13 protein-coding genes and 1 pseudogene are annotated in these 17,826 nt (G+C 37.7%); 8 read left to right on the top strand and 6 right to left on the bottom strand.

Features of this window, described 5'->3' with window-relative positions:
• Position 1: 1 nt before the first annotated feature.
• Positions 2 to 493 (bottom strand): hypothetical protein, encoded by a 492-nt coding sequence (locus OCI93_RS05535; protein WP_261591220.1) that lies wholly within the window; start codon positions 491 to 493, stop codon positions 2 to 4.
• A 265-nt stretch (positions 494 to 758) separates the two neighbouring features.
• On the opposite strand from OCI93_RS05535, the gene OCI93_RS05530 reads away from it, so the two are divergent.
• The 4 genes from OCI93_RS05530 (at position 759) to OCI93_RS05515 (ending at position 6,924) form a co-directional block, all read left to right on the top strand.
• Entirely contained in the window at positions 759 to 1,874 is a 1,116-nt protein-coding gene (locus OCI93_RS05530; protein ID WP_261591221.1) for an ATP-binding protein, read from the top strand.
• Positions 1,875 to 1,997: 123 nt separating this feature from the next.
• On the top strand, positions 1,998 to 2,894 hold the full coding sequence (locus OCI93_RS05525) for a PhzF family phenazine biosynthesis protein (RefSeq protein ID WP_261625964.1): 897 nt from the start codon (positions 1,998 to 2,000) through the stop codon (positions 2,892 to 2,894).
• A gap of 652 nt (positions 2,895 to 3,546) precedes the next feature.
• The gene (locus OCI93_RS05520) at positions 3,547 to 5,022 is read left to right on the top strand and encodes a flavin monoamine oxidase family protein (RefSeq protein ID WP_261591223.1); all 1,476 of its coding nucleotides are present in this window, start codon (positions 3,547 to 3,549) and stop codon (positions 5,020 to 5,022) included.
• 123 nt (positions 5,023 to 5,145) lie between these two features.
• Positions 5,146 to 6,924 carry a hypothetical protein gene (locus OCI93_RS05515; RefSeq protein WP_261625963.1) on the top strand — a complete coding sequence of 593 codons (1,779 nt, stop codon included), beginning with the start codon at positions 5,146 to 5,148 and terminating at the stop codon, positions 6,922 to 6,924.
• A gap of 176 nt (positions 6,925 to 7,100) precedes the next feature.
• Here OCI93_RS05515 and OCI93_RS05510 read toward each other — a convergent pair whose 3' ends face one another.
• Positions 7,101 to 7,874, bottom strand: coding sequence for a class I SAM-dependent methyltransferase (locus OCI93_RS05510; RefSeq protein WP_261625962.1), 774 nt, complete (start codon positions 7,872 to 7,874; stop codon positions 7,101 to 7,103).
• 329 nt (positions 7,875 to 8,203) lie between these two features.
• Here OCI93_RS05510 and OCI93_RS05505 point away from each other — a divergent pair, with 329 nt between their 5' ends.
• The 4 genes and pseudogenes from OCI93_RS05505 to OCI93_RS05490 all read left to right on the top strand — a co-directional run bounded on the left by OCI93_RS05505 (position 8,204) and on the right by OCI93_RS05490 (position 10,042).
• Positions 8,204 to 8,947, top strand: coding sequence for a hypothetical protein (locus OCI93_RS05505; protein WP_261625961.1), 744 nt, complete (start codon positions 8,204 to 8,206; stop codon positions 8,945 to 8,947).
• A 10-nt stretch (positions 8,948 to 8,957) separates the two neighbouring features.
• Positions 8,958 to 9,260: a hypothetical protein gene (locus OCI93_RS05500; protein ID WP_261625960.1), complete on the top strand. Its 303-nt coding sequence runs from the start codon at positions 8,958 to 8,960 to the stop codon at positions 9,258 to 9,260.
• A gap of 3 nt (positions 9,261 to 9,263) precedes the next feature.
• On the top strand, positions 9,264 to 9,425 hold the full coding sequence (locus tag OCI93_RS05495; protein ID WP_261625959.1) for a hypothetical protein: 162 nt from the start codon (positions 9,264 to 9,266) through the stop codon (positions 9,423 to 9,425).
• Between the two features lie 260 nt (positions 9,426 to 9,685).
• Positions 9,686 to 10,042: pseudogene (locus OCI93_RS05490) on the top strand (ISAs1 family transposase).
• On the opposite strand, the gene OCI93_RS05485 reads toward OCI93_RS05490, so the two are convergent.
• The 4 genes from OCI93_RS05485 to OCI93_RS05470 all read right to left on the bottom strand — a co-directional run bounded on the left by OCI93_RS05485 (position 10,035) and on the right by OCI93_RS05470 (position 17,784).
• The gene (locus OCI93_RS05485) at positions 10,035 to 11,291 is read right to left on the bottom strand and encodes an endonuclease/exonuclease/phosphatase family protein (protein ID WP_261625958.1); all 1,257 of its coding nucleotides are present in this window, start codon (positions 11,289 to 11,291) and stop codon (positions 10,035 to 10,037) included. The pseudogene OCI93_RS05490 and the gene OCI93_RS05485 sit on opposite strands and share 8 nt — an antisense overlap.
• 227 nt (positions 11,292 to 11,518) lie before the next feature.
• Entirely contained in the window at positions 11,519 to 14,269 is a 2,751-nt protein-coding gene (locus OCI93_RS05480) for a leucine-rich repeat domain-containing protein (RefSeq protein WP_261625957.1), read from the bottom strand.
• A gap of 285 nt (positions 14,270 to 14,554) precedes the next feature.
• Entirely contained in the window at positions 14,555 to 15,880 is a 1,326-nt protein-coding gene (locus OCI93_RS05475) for an MFS transporter (RefSeq protein WP_261625956.1), read from the bottom strand.
• Positions 15,881 to 16,032: 152 nt separating this feature from the next.
• Positions 16,033 to 17,784, bottom strand: a complete 1,752-nt coding sequence (locus tag OCI93_RS05470; protein WP_261625955.1) for a DUF4153 domain-containing protein — start codon at positions 17,782 to 17,784, stop codon at positions 16,033 to 16,035.
• Positions 17,785 to 17,826 lie beyond the last annotated feature (42 nt).

The raw sequence follows: 17,826 nt of genomic DNA, 5'->3' as shown, positions 1-17,826 counted from the left end.
ATTAAAAAATTGCAAGTATTGACGCCATCAGGTTTGCCGTGTGGCGTTTTACCGCAGAGGTCATGTCAGACATAGGTGGTTTTTGCTCTACGATGTTATTATCATTTTGCTTTGAGTTATGAATATAGGCGTTGTATTCAACCGAGTTTTTAACCATACCATGGCGACCAATTAAGCTTAACTGCACAATATACTCACCAGATTGACCATGCCCTTTTAGGGTTAACCCTTGATGCCCTGTTTCTAAAGCATGCTTATTCAGAGGTGCTTCTGCACTAAAACTTGCCGAGCGGGCTTTGATAGGCGTTGCATACAGTGCAATCATATCGCCCAGTTGCGCATCATAAGGCAGCTCACATAAAAACGCTAAGCCCACTGTGTGATATTCAAGCTTTAAGGTGTCGTACTGCAACGCATGTAAACACGCTTGGTCTTCAGCATGTTCATCTAAGGCTCGAGCAGAAAAACTCAACAGTACAGGTGGTTGTGTCATTGTCAAAAGTAGCAGTTAATTTTAAGTGGCTCGCATTATGGCGCAATAAAATGACACTTTTATGACTTTGAGCGCAATAATAGGCAAAGATGTAGCAAACTTATACTGAGATGTAAATAATAAAGGAACGGTATGGAGTTTATACTCTAAGCCGTCTCAACTTAGGTTCAGCCAGCATAAAGTTTGATTATGTGATTTTATGGTTAATTATGTATACTATACATAATTAACCATAAGCTAGCATAACTAAGCAGAGCACCTGATCATGAAAAAAGTCAACTGGCATTTTCAGCGTAAAGATTTGGCTGAGTCTTACTTGCAAACTGTTTATCAAGGGGCAATGAGTCGCATTGCGTTACTGGATGTAAGGCGTACGGGAAAAACCACCTTTTTGCTGAAAGACCTGTATCCGATTGCCATCGAAAATGGCTTTATTCCTGTTTATATTAACTTATGGGGTGAACCTGAAAGTCCAACAGTTGCAATAACACAAGCGTTGAATAATACCTTATCAATATTAGATGAAACGCTAAAAAGTAAGTTGTCTGAACTTGCTAATAGCGAAGTAAAAAAGCTGGAAGTGGGAAATAATGTATTTGGTAAAGCTATCATTGAATTTAGCGACAAACATGCTCATAAGCCCAGTGAATCTGAGCTATTTAAAATAGGGCAATTGGTTGAGGCACTTTTTAATAAGTGTGGTGATAAAGCAATAATTATTATTGATGAAATTCAGCACCTAGCCTCATCAGATAAATTTTTGCCTGTACAGCATGCACTGCGCACAGCATTAGACACTTATAGCGATATTTGTGTAGTATTTGCAGGCTCTAGTCGCTCAGGTGTTAATGCGATGTTTTCAGATAAAGACAAACCATTTTATGATTCTGCATTTATGATTGATTTTCCAAGGCTTGGCGAAGAGTTTGTACAGCATTGCTGTAAAACACTCAAGGTTCATTTTAACTTAGAGTATGACGTATTAGCTATTAATGACTTTTATGAAGAGATAGATAAATCGCCCTTTTGGATGATGAAGTTGATGACATATTTGATGGCGCATAAAGCATCGTTAAAAGAGGGAACTGAGTATATTAAGGCGCTGATGGTTCAAGATGGTGATTTTGAAGGTTTGAAAAAGCGTTTAAGAGCCCTTGATGTGGAGGTTTTACACTTGATACGCCAAGAAGAAACTGCTCTATATAGCGCGAGTATCGTAGACTATTTATCTAATAAAGTAGCCAATGAAGTGACTTCTTCAGCAATTCAAACTAGTGTTAAAAAACTTAAAACAATGCAAGTAATATCACAATACGGTGATAGGTATTACATCGAATCTCCTGGTTTTATTAAATACTTAGAGGCAACCTTAAAGGTATAATTATGAACGAGAACGGATAAAATTTATAAGTATTTTAAATTCAGATTTTTATAATAGAAGAAAGTAGCTAGGCAAAAAACACCATTTGCTGACATATGTTAATCTTTCATTGGAGCCTAGTAATTGGTTATTCCCATTTCTGCACATATTATAAATGCCTTTGTTCATCAAGGTAAGGGAGGCAATCCTGCAGCCGTTATTGAGCATAATGGCTTATTAACCCAAGCGCATATGCAAGCCATTGCACTATATTTGGGCTTATCTGAAACCGCTTTTGTGTGCGATATAAAAGCAAAGCAATATCGGGTTAGGTTTTTTACGCCCACACAAGAAGTTGACTTTTGTGGTCATGCAACCTTAGCTGTTGGACATTACCTTGTTTCGTCAGGTCGAGTTTCATCTGGTAATTACACGCAATTAACTAAAGCGGGTAATTTCGCAGTTAGCATAGTTAAAAATGCTGAAGTGATGATGAAACAGAGGTCGGCAAAATTTGCGCAAACATACACTGCAGATACCATAGCAACATTGTTTGAAAATACAGGTGAAGGTTCTTTTGTTACTAGTGGTGTAATTCAAGTGGTGGATACGGGATTACCAGATTTACTCGTGCCAATTAAATCTGGCATGTTGTCACATTTAAAAGCCAACGAAGTAGCCATGGCGGTATTTTGTGACACACACTCATTGGCCAGTATTCATGTCTTTGAATTAAATACTCATGACAGCCCATATTATGCCAATACTCGAAATTTTTCCCCGCATTGGGGCATTCCAGAAGAATGTGCGACAGGTAGCGCAAGTGGCGCATTAATCGCATATTTAAACCGCTATGAGCAGCTACTCGCTCATCAGCATGTGGTGTTTTTACAAGGGCTTGAGATGGGGAGGCCCTCACTAATCAAAGCACACTTAAGCAAGACCAATGACAGCCTTTGCCCAGTTATTGGTGGTACAGCGCAGCATATTACAACCACCTTATTAAATGTTGAGCAGCAAAGTGCAAAAGTTGTTGAATAGCCAGTAATAGTTTAACTATGGCAGCCTTAGTTTTTTAATTCCAAAAGTGAATAATCTTATCTTCAGCAATACGGGAAGGCCCGTGAAGCTTATCATCACGACGGGATCGCTCTTTGTAAAAAGCTTTAATGCAGAGCCTTTTTTTATCTAATAGCGTTCACGTTACCACTACCTGTTTGTAAATTAAGTCATTATTTATCTTGAATTTGTGAAGAGATTACCACCTCCATCAACCAATACCATGATCTAACTGACGTTTTATGACTTACCATCTCAGCGGTATTATTCAGCTGCTCACGCAGTTCATGTTCGTATTTTAAAGCAGTGGAGCTTGTTCCTTTAGTGTTGGCTTGGTTAAGTGAGTTAATGAGCTGCGCCGTCAGACAAACCAATTATTGCTTTTTGTTTATAAGCAGGTGGAGTTGTTTTATTAACTTTACTGAAGTTAGAACAAGTATATTTTAATTTTTATTTGTTAATTTTATTTTAAAAATGTTTTTGTTGTTTTTTAATTTGGTTTATTATCTGTTGTATATTATCGGTGGTTTTTAGGTTTTATTCAAAAGGTGGTGTAGTTATCTATGCTTAAAATCCCTTCTATTATTGAATAGAAGGAAATAATTTAATATTTTAATTAAAAGAGGTTTATATAATGAAAGTTTGGGAAAAGGATATTTTCCGTCATATTTTGCTGATGTTGGTATTTTCAACAATACTCACAGCATGTGGTAGTGATAATAAGCATGATAATCAAAAAAACATACCAGAAAAGCCTGTCATTGCATCCAAAGATGCGATTGTTGTAGGTGCTGGATTGTCTGGATTAACCGCCGCGTATGAGCTTGAGCAACAAGGCTTCAAAGTGACGGTCATTGAAGCGAGAGATAGAGTGGGTGGTCGAGTCGCTACCATTGAAATGGGGTCTCAAACAGGTGAGATAGGCGGTGAGCTGATTGATGGCGAAACGGTACATAAACAAATTCACCACTATGCCAGTTTATTCAACGTGGCGCTCGCTGATGTAGGGTACGACGGCGATATAGAAGAAGGTGCTTATTATATTGATGGCCAGTTGGTGAGTTATACTGATTTTGATAATGGCTATAATCACGCTGTGGTGACTGATTATTATCGCTTTAAAGACCAACTAAAGCTGCTTGCAGATGCAGTCCCAGATCCAGAAAACCCAGCTGAACTCCCCTTGGCTAAAGAGTACGATTTAGTGAATGTGCAAACTTGGTTAGATGGTTTGCAATTAAATCCCATTGCAAAACAAATGGCAGAGCAGTTTATTCGCGGCGAGTTTGATGAGCCAAGTAATTTATCTCTTTTACATGTTGCACAGTATTCAAAGGTATATGAAAACGTTTCTGATGATGATGTTGAGTCTACTCGCTTTTTAAAAGGCGGGGTAGCTATGACACAAGCTTATGTTGATAATATCCAAGGTGACATTGTGCTTAGTCAGCCCGTAGCAAAGATAGAGCAAGTTGATAATAAAATAACTGTTACAACGTCAACACAATCAACCTACACGTCAGATGTGATTGTGGTAACGGTACCATTGACCGTACTCAATAAAATTACGTTTTCACCCACATTGCCTGATGCAATGACGCAAGCGGCAGATAATATTAACTATGGCACTCATTCAAAAGTATTATTGCAATATAGCAAACGTTTTTGGTTGGAACAGAAATTGGGCGGAGATACGGTCGTTGCAAGCTTACCCACTGGTTGGACGTGGGAAACAACAGAGCGCCAAGGTGGTGAGGGGGGGATTTTAATAGCCTACACATCTGGAGATTTCAGTAAAATGCAAAAAGAATGGACAGATCAACAGGTCATTGACACGAGGCTCGCTGAAATTGAACTTATGTATCCAGGCTCATCCGATTATTTTATAGCTGCGAAAGCGCAAAACTGGATTAACGAAGCATGGACTAAAGGCGGCTATTTGGCTTATGGCCCAGGCCAAGTGAATGAATACTGGAAGCTATTTGAAGTCCCAGTAGGGCGTATTTACTTTGCTGGGGAACATACAGATACTTTATATTTAGGCTACATGGAAGGCGCAGTCAGAAGTGGTGTGCGAGTTGCGCAACAGATTAAAGAACTAGGGCTGTAATTTCACCATTGAGTGCCTTTGCTATATTTGGCAAAGGCACTATTTTTTGCGCTAGTAAAAACAGGGACAAACATGTAATACTCAAAATTTAATAAATAATCTTTGAGCAAGGAAAGCTAAGTAGTGTCAAAAACAAAAATTATCATTATACTTCTGTTTGTTGCTTTTATTAGTACTGTTTTTTACTTCGTTACCTTACAAGCTGAGCCGAGCAATTCAGTCGAGCTGAATAATCAAACAAAGAATACTGATACTACATCACAACCCCCCACTGCATTTAACGAAGCAAGCACTGAGTTAAATGTAGTAGAAAGTAACCACTCGCTCAGTTGCGATGCTTATGAAAATGCATTAGACAAAGCGCGTTTGATACATTTTAACTTGATAGGTGCAAAGGCGATTGGTTGGTATTTTGAAGGTATCGATAAATATAAAATAGCGCACACTTTAGCAAAAATGTATGGCTATCAAAATGCAATGATTTGGATTGAGCAGGTAAACGCTTTGTCTCATTATTATGAAAAAAGTCAAACATTGATTCAAGATATTCACGGGCTTGAATACAGTGCATTATCAGGTTCAAATAGAATATATTTACAGCGTTTAGATGCTTATAAAGTACCTACATATAAAGATCACTTTGATGTAAATAAGGCGCTTAATCTTTATCCTGATATTGCGCTTAAACTTTGGTTAGCAGCACTCACTAAGGCACTAGAAAATACTGATTTACAGCAATCGCTTTATGCTATTAGCCAACTTAATTCGTTACATAAAAACGATTTATTTTTTGAGCACCCATTAAGAGATAGTGCCAATATATTTTTACTTAGTACTTTTTCTCAGCCACAAGTAAAGCCATTACTTACAGCAATGTTTGAACTAGCGCCTGTTTATTTAGAGCCGCAGCATGGGAGTAGTGCTAACAGCGTAAAACAATCTTTAATGGCACTTGATAATAGTGAGTCGACTTGGCGATTGAGAACCACCTCTGCAAAATTGTTTGAGATAGACCCTGAAGTAAATCAGCGTATTAACGCATTGGCTAAGCGCTATACTGACTTAAATATTGAGCTTAAGGCTCAAGACTATTGTGAGCCTCAAACACCCAACTTAAGCATCTCATCTAAACAAATAAGTTCAAACAATATAAATAATAAGCTCTCTAAGCACTGGCAAGCGATAGTAGATTATATGTGCCCAGAAAAAAACATTTTTTATGGTTATACAGCCGTGTCAGCAAAGCTCAATAAATACGGTGTTGACGTTAATGCACTAAATAACTTTGCAGCAATAATGTCTAATCATACTAAGCTTCAAGCTGCGCTGCCTCACTTTGAACAGTATGAAGCTGCGGTGTTATTTGACATTATGTATACACGCACATCCTATAATAATCAGCAAATTAGAACTCTAATAGAGCATAAACTAGTGCCTCAAAGTAGTAATTTTTACGCCATGCTATATCGCCTGCCAATAGATGAGCAAAAGGCGTTGCTTGTTGAACAGCAATACAACATACAAAATACCAGCTCTCTTGGCTTTTCGTTGATAACTCAGGTGTTAGAAAAGAGCTTAAGACAAGGGAGTGCAGATGCTGATAAGCTTGTGCCTTTTTTGATTTCACAAGGTGTGCCGTTAACCAGTAGCGAACAAGACTTAGACCCGTTATGGTTTAAGCTATATTCACTTAACAATTACGAAGACCCAACAGCCGAATTACCTGTTAATGTATTGGCAAGCCTTATTGAGCATACAAAATTAAACGACACGCATATTGATGCCCTATATAAAATAAAGCAAAAAAACGTGCAGCTATATCATCAATTAATAGAGCAATTTCCAGAATTACGTTTTACAGAACCAAGTGAGCTGATAAAAATAAATTGCATGGCGCAGTAAATGGTGAATTAGCTTAAATAAAAAGCAAATTGAATTGATAAATGATTGTATTAATTAAGCCAAACTAAAAAAGAAAAATACTCCAGTATTGCTTTTTGAACATGTTTGCGTTGAGCTTTATTTTGCCGCACTGTAATTTATGAGTAGTTATAAAGCCTCGGTAGATACGGGTCGATTTACTGCACTGTGAATATGTTTTTTACACTTTGTAAGAATTTTGGCGCTATTTTAGCAAAGAGTTTATTATTTTTTATTTTATGCTGGCACAACATCACATGCGATGATTTTTGCGCGCGTATTACGATATTTTTATAATTATGAAACTCTATAATTTCAATGGCGCTAAAGAGAGGGCGAATACGCTTTAGCAGTTGGATCAAGGCATCTTCGGAGTAAGGATTGAAATTAAATAGTATTTGCCCATTGGGTAATAATGTGTGTGTAATTTTTTGCCAAAATTGCGGTGGTAGTAAAAAGTCATTGTCATGATATGTAGATAGAATATCTATGGTGATTACGTTAAATTTGGTGTGTGTAGTATCGATATATACGTGGGCATCCTCATGAATTAGCGTCATGGGCTTAAAATTAAAGTGTTTTTTAGCGCAATTACTTACATTTTTACTTAGTTCGACGCTAACACAGTCAGTTATATTTGCAAATTGTTGTTTATGTATATAGTGCAGGCTGCGTTCTATGGCTGCAGTGCCTAAGCCTAAATTTAATACAGTATATGAAGGCTGTTCGGTGAGTAAAAACAATATTAATGCTTGGCAGATTGGTGTAACGAGCTGTTCAGGTTGCGGTAAATACATTACCCCTTGAATGAGGTTGTCTGAAAAAGTTAGCCATCGATACTGAGCGTTTTCATACACAAAAAGTGAAGTGCCTGATGTATGTATTGTATCTATCAAATATTGCTGGTGCGTGTCTTGTTCTAAGTCATGCATACTGAGTTTTATAATATAAGCATTTTTGGTGATTATAGAGGTAATTGTACGTGTTTAATACCATGGGGTTCATTGTTCTGAACATCCTGTGTGTGGAACTGGTCTTTACACAATTAAACAAGATTGATTTTTGAGATTGCAAAGTGATCTATTCAATCAAAATATAGAGCTTAAACGCACCTTTAAATATTTAAAACTTATGTGTACCTGTCATCATTTTTTAGTTATTTAAAGTAAAGTTCAGTTGCAATAATAATTTTGTTTTAGCTTGAATGGTGTTCCTTATTTTTATACAATGCGTGTTATTTTGTAAGAATAGGGCCAAGCAAGTGCGCAAATTAATGTTATTAGCAGGGATGGTAAGTGCTCCAATTCACGCGGGTGTGATCAATCAAGTTGAAGTAAGGAACAATACAGTGTTGTTTTCAACCACTTCAATAGCAGATAGCAACTTGCCCTGTACCTTAGTAGATAATAAAAAACTGCGCGCTTTTTCACTTAATACCCATGATGGTAGGGCGATGTATTCACTTATTGTCACAGCTTTGTCTAAAAACTATGCAATAGAGACTGTGTCAGCTCAAGACTGTGCAGATACGCTAGGAGTAGAGCGAGTACAAACCCTGCGTTTGGTTGCCGATGTTAGTAAGAAAGCAGATGCCAGCGGCGGTATAGGGGTATATAAAAATGATGGAGTAACTCGTTTAGGTACTTATGTAAAGCATGGAAGTAGCTCCTACGGTAAAATGTGGGAATATATAGATAAAAGTGCAAGCGATGACTTTAAACAAGTTAACATTTCATTTCATGGTTCAAAAACTATTTATTTTACTGGGTTAGGTTGCACAGGCGAAGAGCTACTCGGTGAATCAAACATTTACTACTCATACAATCATCGTACTTTTGTTAAAGGCGACAGCTCTGTTATTGTTGAAGCAGCATCTTACAAAACCGCAAATTCAAACTCATGCGATAAACATGATGCGCGTGCCAGTAAGATAAAAGTATACCCTTTAATTAAGGTTGAGCACCCTGTATGTGGTGCCGGCTTTTGCAAAATACGTGAAGATTAAAGGGTAAATAATGTATCGATATTTGTTGGCTTTATCTTTGTTGTTTTCATCAAACGCATTAGCAACATTTACCATAAAAGATATTGAGTTGACCCAAAATGTGGTTGTGATAGTAACCCAGTCGAGTCGCGATAACTCACCCTGTACTTCGTCACATTGGGGGTTAGATATTACCCAAGAGCAAGACTATGCACTGTATGGGCTTGTTTTAACCGCTGTCGCTATGTCGAAACCAATAATGATAGAAGGCACAGGTATGTGCATAAGTAACGATCGTTATGAGCGAGTTGGTAAAGTGAGTGTAAAGGACTAGCCAGTGAAAAAATATATCAATATGTGCACTATGCTAGTCACTACACTCTGTTTACTATGCGCAACATCAAGTCATGGCTCTGCTTGGCTGCCAGTACATAGCCAATACATCATGAATACCTTTGAGCCAAAGCAGCTAGAAGTCAACCCCGTGTGGACCAACTAACCTAGCAATCCTACAACACATAAAACAATAACGCTGCAATGGTCGGCAGATATCAATGCCAGCCATTATGAACTATGGCTAAATGGCAATAAGCACAGTTATACAACAGATCGTGCTGAATTTTATTTTACCATCCAAATAAACAACAAACATAATAAACCAGATAAACTAATAAACCAGATAAACTAACAGGGCAAGATCACGAACTTTACCTTGACTTAAAAGTATGATCTTATATGTCTTTTTAGGTTGTTACTTTTATGTCTGCTCCTCTTTTTCTAGAATATTTTGAATCAATTGATGACCCTCGCCAACAAGGTAAAGTCGTTCACAAGCTCTTTGATATCATATTCTTAACTGTGAGTGCTGTTATTTCAGGATGCCAAGGTTAGGAAGATATAGAAGACTTTGGACATGATCGACTCGATTGGCTTAGAAAGTTTGTACCGTTTAAAAATGGCATTCCTCGTCACGATACGATTGCTAGAGTCATTAGCCGTATAGACATAACACAATTTCAAGGTTCATTTTCATCTTGGATGAAAACATGTTGTAAGCTTACTCATGGCGAAGTAATTGCCTTAGATGGGAAACGATTAAAAGGCTCACTTAATTAAGCGAATCGTTATTACACTCTTTATCTTTTAATTTAAGTGCAAGCGTTGCCCAAACTAAGCGGTGATCAGAGGATGCTGAGCGAGATGAAACTAGCCGTGAAGCTTCATTATCTGCCTTAGGCCAAAAAACCCCGCTATCGATAACTTTTAACTCTGATGACGGAATAACATAGTCTGCACGCATACCCCAACTGGCAGTATGTGATGCTGCATTTGGGTTATCTGGTTTATTAAGCGCACCACCTTCTGATGTAGGTGCTGGGTAATCATTTATACGTGAATGAGTTAATAGCTGGCGCATGGCATTAGGGTGTGCACTGCCTTCAACTGCACTAGCATTTAGGTCGCCAACAATAACAAATGAGGTACTTTCAACAATACCGCCTTTTTTACCTTGGTCATCATAGTGGTAACTTTCGCTATTAGCGGTAATATAGTCTTTCCAAAAGCGTATTTCGTCGTGATTTCTGCGTCCATTTCGGTCTTCATCGCCATCAAATACAGGCGGTGTTGGGTGACTTGCTAATATATTTAATTGCTTATTACAAATATTCACAGGAATGTCCCAATGTGATTTTGAAGATAAACGCATGTGTTTTTTTTCAGCTTTGCTGTACCAAGAATTACCAACTGAATCGACAGGCATTAAATTATCAGGCATATCTTGCCATAAAAATTGTTGAAAGGTGCGGGTTTGCTGATTTTCTATCGGGTATTTAGACAACACCACCATGCCATATTGGCCAGGGTATTTGCCAAAACCATAGTGGGTTAAACGACTATTTGCGCTTTGAAATGGGGTCTTTACACCAGTATTGACTGGCGCTAGATAAATGTATGGGTAATAAATCGGTGCGTGACCTTGTTGTGATACTGACAGGTATTTATTTTGAAAAGCGTTAATGCCTATCTTCGTATTCTCTAAATAATCAAACTCATTGAGCAGTAAAATATCAGGTTGCACCCTTTGAATAATTTCAGCGATATTTTTAATTTGTTGATGTTCTGCGCTTGCTAGAGCACGCGGTAATGCTAAGTTGATGCTTTGAGTTGCATCACCTTCTTCAATATAGTTGTTTGCCTCCATACTCACATTAAAGCTTGCAACCTTAACGTTAATAAAGGCATGACTGCCTTGCATTGTTTCTCGGTTATTTACCTGCTGGCAAGCGGTTAAAAGCATTAAAGATATTGCAAAAAGTAACTTTCTTGTAGGGCTAGTAGCTGAGCTAATAATTTGTGTGTACATAGCTTATTACTGTAATTTTTGTCGCAAGTTGAGGGTAGTATAACTGCGCTTAAATAAAAATTATAAAAAATCGATGAAAACGGTGAGCTTTTTTGTGATCATGATTTTGAAATGAAGGCGTACGTCAAATTTGGACTATCACATTGATTTGGCAAAATATTACAATAGAATCTTATATGAATTAAATGTAGTGTATAGGCCCAAAATATGGGCCTATACACTCAGTGTTAGTTACACTGATAAGGTGAGGAGATATTCGTATTTCCAAGCTTCTCTTTTAGCTGAATAAACTGGTTGCAATCTATTTGGCTATTATTTCGTAAGTCTAAACGTTGTAGTTTTGTTAGTGAAAATAAAGGTGACAAATCTTTTATTTCAGAGCTATAAAGGTTTAAATTAGTTAGATTGATAAAGCTTGATAGCGCAGATGTGCTACTTAGGTTAGCCCTACTGAAATTCAAGCTTGTTAATTGTGGAGCACTAAAGCCATCAATGTTCAGCGTAGTGTTGTGATTATAGATTGTAAAATTAGTCACAGTGTTAGGTAATTGCAAGCCGTTAAGATCACTAAAATTGCTTTGATTAAAAGAAAGTTTTTGCAATTGTGGTAACTGGTTAATGATTGATGGGTCTAGTACAGTGAAATCATTGCTATAATTAAAACCTAGCTCTTTTAAATTTTCTAATTGCTCAATACCCGCAATAGAGCTTATTTCATTTGTATTGATGTGCAACTCGGTTATGCTAGCAATATCTTTCATATTTCTTCCCAACATATAGGTTTTTAAATTTTCATCAGTCATTAAGCTGTAATCAACGGGCTGCTGTACGCAATTATGTGGAAATTCACTGTCTGCAATATCGGCAAATTTACTCTTTAGTGCATCAACATCAGTACAATAAAAATAGTAGTTGTTATCTATATCTAGGTAGTCTAGGTTGGTAAGTTGGGTGAGCGACTCTACAAAAATAAGACTATTGAAAGATGAGAGAGTTAATGTCTCTAATTGAGAGAGTGTTGATATAGGACTAATATCTGATGTAGCAAAGTCATGTAGGTTTAGTTTTTTAAGTGCAGTAAACTCGCTCAAATGAGATAAATCGGCAACGTTATTAAAGCCAGCTAGTTTTAATGTTTCAAGAGATTGAGAAGTACCTAGATTGGCTAAGTCCACTACCTTGTTGTCTTGATTTGAAGAGCGACTCTCTAGAGTCAAAGACTTTAGTGCGGGTAGGTTCGTTATACTCGGTAACGTGCTAAAGCTCTGTTGTTTTAAATAAAGTGAATTAAGTTTTGTGAATGATGTTAGCTGATCGAGATTAGATATTTGACTGAATTTTAGTCTAACATTCTCTAACCTCTCCAATTGAGCTATTTTTTGAGCATCGAATGTTCTACCATAATAGTCGTCATCAATAAGCTCAAGGTACTTGAGTGACGTTAATGACTCTAGCACACTAAAGTTTATGTCATTGCTCAGATCTTCGATTGTTAAATGTTCAATTTTTGGTGCATATTTAAGCCAAGCAATATCTACTATCTCGTTATTTTTTATTACTAGCTTCTCCAACGCATTAAGGCTTTCTAAAAAGCTAACTGTAGCAATATGATTATTATCAAGTTGGAGCTCTTTTAAGTTACTGAACTGGCTAAGTTTATCATGATTTTCCAGTTGAATCTTGTTTAGCTTTAAATTGGTTAGGTTTTTCAGTTCGCTAATTTTTTCAATACCTAGTGTATCACCCGATGATAAATAGTTTTTTGTGATCTCTAAGTCTTCAATAAGAGGGAGGTTACTTAAAAAATCATAGTCAGTAATATCTATATTGATTAAAGCAAGTTTTGTTAAATTAGGTGTTACTGCAAATGCGCTAGGGTCATTTACGCTATCATACGCATTCAGATATTGAATCTTAAACTCTTGAATATTAGGCATTTTAGTTAAAAATGACAGTGACTTAATACCATCAATATTAGTCAAGCTGAGTTTCTCAATTTGTGTAAAAGGCGTTAAGTCTGAGGCTGATACATTGTATACGTTGTGCAACGATAATTGTGTAAGTGTTGTAGGTAGCACCGATAAGTCAAACTGAACGTAGTTGTCATTGCTTTTTATCGCAAGCTTAACCAATTTATTGAAGTTGGATAAGTCGATTGTTTCAAATTCAGTTTGTGAATTTATTGAAAATGATAACTCAGTAAGATTATTTAATGCATTTACTGGGGAGTAGTCGGTAATTGAGTTGTTGTTTAAAGTTACGCTCTCAAGCTGAGTTAATGAACTTAAATTTTCAATACTCTCTAGTTTGCTATTCTCAATCAATAATGATTTTAATTGAGTAAATTTAGCTAAATCAGTGATTTGAGTAATCGGTATATCTTTGCACTCGATGTTGGTTGCCCCAAGGTCAAGTTCAGCACTTTGAATGCATGAAAGTAACGCGCTATCAGTTATTAATTCAGCATTAGGTTGTGCATAGGCATTGAGTGCAACCGTAAACTCTTGACTGGTGACAGCATCTTTGTCATCAACTACGGTAAGTTTGAGGGTAATGTTTTCATTTTCAATAATATCTGGTGCTATAAATTCAACTGTACTTGTATCTATGCCAGATAATACAACGTCAGTACCTGCGGTTTGTTCCCATGAATAGCTAGCAATTGCACCATCAGCATCACTTGCTTGAGCTGTGTACGCAAATGTATCACGTTCTTGGCTTTGCAAACCTTCAGCTGCTTCAATTATAGGAGCCTGATTAATTGGCTCTGGTGTAATTGGCTCTGGTGTAATTGGCTCTGGTGTAACTGGCTCTGGTGTAACTGGCTCTGGTGTAACTGGCTCTGGTGTAACTGGCGTAGTTACTTCATTATTGTCTGGCGTCTTCGTAGTATCGTTACCGCCACTTCCTCCACATGCTGTTAATGCAAGTGTAAGTAATGACAATGCTAGTCCTTTAGTTGGGAGTACAGGTTTCATAAATACCTTATATGATTATTTCAAAAAAGAGGCTAATTGTACCTTTATTTTTACAGTGGTACGACCTTTTTTTGGAGCGAATGACCGGCCAAGTAACCGTACAGTAGCTCTTTATTTGTAAGTAATTATGGTTCAATGAAAAATTAAATTTGTACGGAATAATATTTACGCCAGCGTAGTATTGATATGCTAAGCATCATAAATTTAGGGGGCGCAGTTAGTCATTTTTCATCTATTAAGAAAACTGCGCAAGATGAGAGTGCTGCAGTGAGCAGGGTTATTTATCTACTCCTTGTCTTTTGCTTCACCCTCTAGAGTTGCCTCGGGTTCATCCGAGAAAATACCTGTATTGATAATATGTTCATCCACAACAAGCATTTGCTCTTGCGCTGTTTTTTCTTCAATCCTTGGGTCAAGTGTTGCCGCAAGAGGTGAGCTGGTGATATCCGATGTGGCAGCAACGTAGTCAGATGCAGCGGGTTTCTCTGCTTTTTGGCGGGCATTAATATAAGTGAGTGCGCAGTACATGCAGGCGGTCAATAGCGTGAATGAGGCATACAAAGCGTGTGGGCCAAAGTACGACATGATTTGTGCAAGACCTGTTGAACCAACGCAGGCTCCGGCACCAAAGGCAACTAAAAGAGCAGAAGAAACGCCCACTCGGTGTTCATCATCAACGCGTGAATTAGCCAGTGCAGACGACAGCGGATATAGTGTAAATGCAAATAAGCCAAACGAAAAAGTAAGCCAGTAGCTCAAAGGTGTTTGCGTTGGTAGTAAAAATAAAGCTAAAGAAATCAGCCCGATCATTAACGCATTTGTGCGTAATAAAATACTACGGCGAATTTTATCGGAAATAATACCCATAGGCCACTGCGCTAATAACCCTGCAAAAATGGTAATCGACATATACATGGCAATTTCTTGTGCACTTAAACCTGCTTGGCTTGCAAAGGTGGGCGCCAAACCATAAAAACTACCATTAATGACACCAGCAAAGCACACTGCAGTAAGGGACTGCGGAATGGTTTTAAAAAAACCTAATAGGCTGACCTGTATTGGCTTTAATGGCTTTGGATGTATTCTGCGAGTGATAGAAATGGGCACAATGCCAAATGAGAGCGCAATACATATTAAAAATAAGGGCGCATAACCCAGCTCAGGAAAGTTAGAGAGCGCAAATTGCCCAGCTACCATACCTAAGTAGGAGGTAAGCATGTAAAATGAGAATACGCGACCGCGCTGCTCTGGTGCTGCTTGTTCATTTAACCAGCTTTCTAATACCATATAATTACACATCATACCCAAGCCAACTACAAAGCGCAGTACGAGCCAAAAGTAAATGTTGTCACTTACACCGTGGCTTGCAACACAAGCGGTAACAACGGCTGTACTGGCGGAAAATGCTCTAATATGTCCGGCAGATTTAATGAGGTGGTAACCGAGTTTTGAGCCAAGTAATAACCCCAAGTAATAGCAAGATGTAAGCAAGCCAATCCAAAATGTGGATATATCATGTTGGCCAAGGTAAAGGGCAAGGTAGGTAGTGAGTAAGCCTGTACCGCCAACTAAAAAAAAGTTTGTAAAATAAAGAGAAGGAAATGATTTCATAAAGGCAACTAAATGAGCCAAATTTTAATACTGTAAGTCTTTAATATTAGAAGAGAAGTGAGCATACACCAAACTATTATTGCGGCTAAAAGAAATTAACTGAGCACTTGCAGAGTGTCAGGAGGTGTTGAGGGCTCACCAACAGGTAAGCCTTAATAATCAAAAACCTGCAGTTTTACCCCATTAATATTTATATTTTTAAATTTAGCAGGCTCAACTAAATACTCTTCGTTGATCAACATCTCGACCAGTGTTTCTTGAGAGAGTTCATCGGAGTGATTAAAGTGCAAAGATTTGCGTAGCCACTGTGCTTGCTCAAAATAAAAGAGCGACAAATCAACATATTTGTCCTGTTTTGAGATCAATACATATTCGTGTTGTAAGTCGCCATTGAGTTCAATAGGTAGCAGCATTAGCTTGGTACTGTTGGCAATAAATGTGGTGTTCTCATTGGCAAATTCTTGCAGTGTTTTTATTAGTTCAGGTGGCGGTGTTACTTTTGAATGTTGGCCAATAACTTCTAGTGTATTGGCAATGTCTACATTGTTGGTATGCAATGTGTTATTTGCGCTATCGTTATTTAGCGCTGCTTTTATTCTTAGCCCAAGTTGCGGATATTGCTGCGCAAAATGTGCATCAATTTCAGTGAGCGCATCGGCACCTGCTACTCCTAATTCATGGGCAAAATAGTACACGTCAATGTCATCTACATTGGTTATGCCAGCATGTATTCTTGCGAGTTGATTTTGGGCGCTGAGGTGTTTGAAATTTAAAATAGGAGATTGCGTGAGCAACAAAGCAGCAATAAATAATAGCCCTAACCGAATGTTGATTGTGCCAAGTGACTGTAACCAATTAAGTCTATCTTTGATGATACAAAAGCTGTAGCACACAAGATAAAAAGTCAAAAATGCCCAAGCTAAAATAGCCCATAAGCGACTGATACTGAGACCATATTGCTCTACTCTTAACCATATACCATAGCCACTAATGCCCAAGTAAATTGGTAAAATAGCGATGCCAGTTAACAGTGCTAAATAGGCATAATGAGGCATGTTAGGGGGGCTTTTTGTATCTTGAAACGCTAAATTTAACGTTAACAAAATTAGCAATGTGAGTATAAACACTAAGTTGCTGCCGCCATTATCCCACAGTGCATCTAGTCCTTGAAAACTAATAGCGATTAAAAATACGCTACTCAGTAGTAACAAAAGTGGTAGTAAAGCAAAAGACAGTGTTTGAATTAGGTGGCTGGCGGTATTAACTATTTTACTGCTGCTACGCACTTTTAATACACCAATTGCATGTGCTAAGCCTAGCGTTGGGTATACAAACCATGGCTCATAAAAAATATCTTTAAAAATATTAATATCAATTGCGCTAAATAATTCAGCCCATAACACAACAATGAGCCACACAATTAAAGTAAAAAAGCTGGCAAGGAGTATGGTAATCGTTAAACGACAGGTATGACTGATAAGTTGCGAGTAGCAAACTTTCCAATGGTTATTATGATGTTCAACTGATGCGGCAAAAATTATCGCTTTGAAAGTTAAAATAAACATCACAACGGCAAAGCTAAAACCATGAACTGCTAAATCTGGATAGTGTGGGTAGAGAATTTGCATGCCTGTATAAGCGCCCAATATAGCTGTAAGCATACTTAAGCACAGAGCAATAACGTAAAAGTGTCGTTTAGTTGAGGCCGTAACGCCATAAATCAATAATGTTGGGCCTGTTAAAAGGGCCGCGTAGCTTGCAAGCACCAATGAGGGAGAGTGCGTAACTGGCCAGTCAAAGCTAAATGCTTGATGTAGCAGTAGCAACCCTAAAGCTTGCAGTAATGCACAAAGTAATAGCCAGCTGCGCTGTTGCTTTGTTTGTTCAGGTATAACTTTTTGCAATGGTTTCATCCTTAAAATTTACAGCTATAAACACATGTTATT

Source organism: Pseudoalteromonas holothuriae, from assembly GCF_945859825.1.
GTDB classification, from domain to species: Bacteria; Pseudomonadota; Gammaproteobacteria; order Enterobacterales; family Alteromonadaceae; genus Pseudoalteromonas; species Pseudoalteromonas holothuriae.
This window is presented reverse-complemented; position numbering and strand designations above follow the sequence as displayed.

Coding starts and splice junctions, on each gene's coding strand:
- OCI93_RS05475 (WP_261625956.1), bottom strand. CDS start 15,880: ATGAAATCATTTCCTTCTCTTTATTTTACAAACTTTTTTTTAGTTGGC.
- OCI93_RS05480 (WP_261625957.1), bottom strand. CDS start 14,269: ATGAAACCTGTACTCCCAACTAAAGGACTAGCATTGTCATTACTTACA.
- OCI93_RS05535 (WP_261591220.1), bottom strand. CDS start 493: ATGACACAACCACCTGTACTGTTGAGTTTTTCTGCTCGAGCCTTAGAT.
- OCI93_RS05485 (WP_261625958.1), bottom strand. CDS start 11,291: ATGTACACACAAATTATTAGCTCAGCTACTAGCCCTACAAGAAAGTTA.
- OCI93_RS05500 (WP_261625960.1), top strand. CDS start 8,958: ATGTATCGATATTTGTTGGCTTTATCTTTGTTGTTTTCATCAAACGCA.
- OCI93_RS05510 (WP_261625962.1), bottom strand. CDS start 7,874: ATGCATGACTTAGAACAAGACACGCACCAGCAATATTTGATAGATACA.
- OCI93_RS05520 (WP_261591223.1), top strand. CDS start 3,547: ATGAAAGTTTGGGAAAAGGATATTTTCCGTCATATTTTGCTGATGTTG.
- OCI93_RS05530 (WP_261591221.1), top strand. CDS start 759: ATGAAAAAAGTCAACTGGCATTTTCAGCGTAAAGATTTGGCTGAGTCT.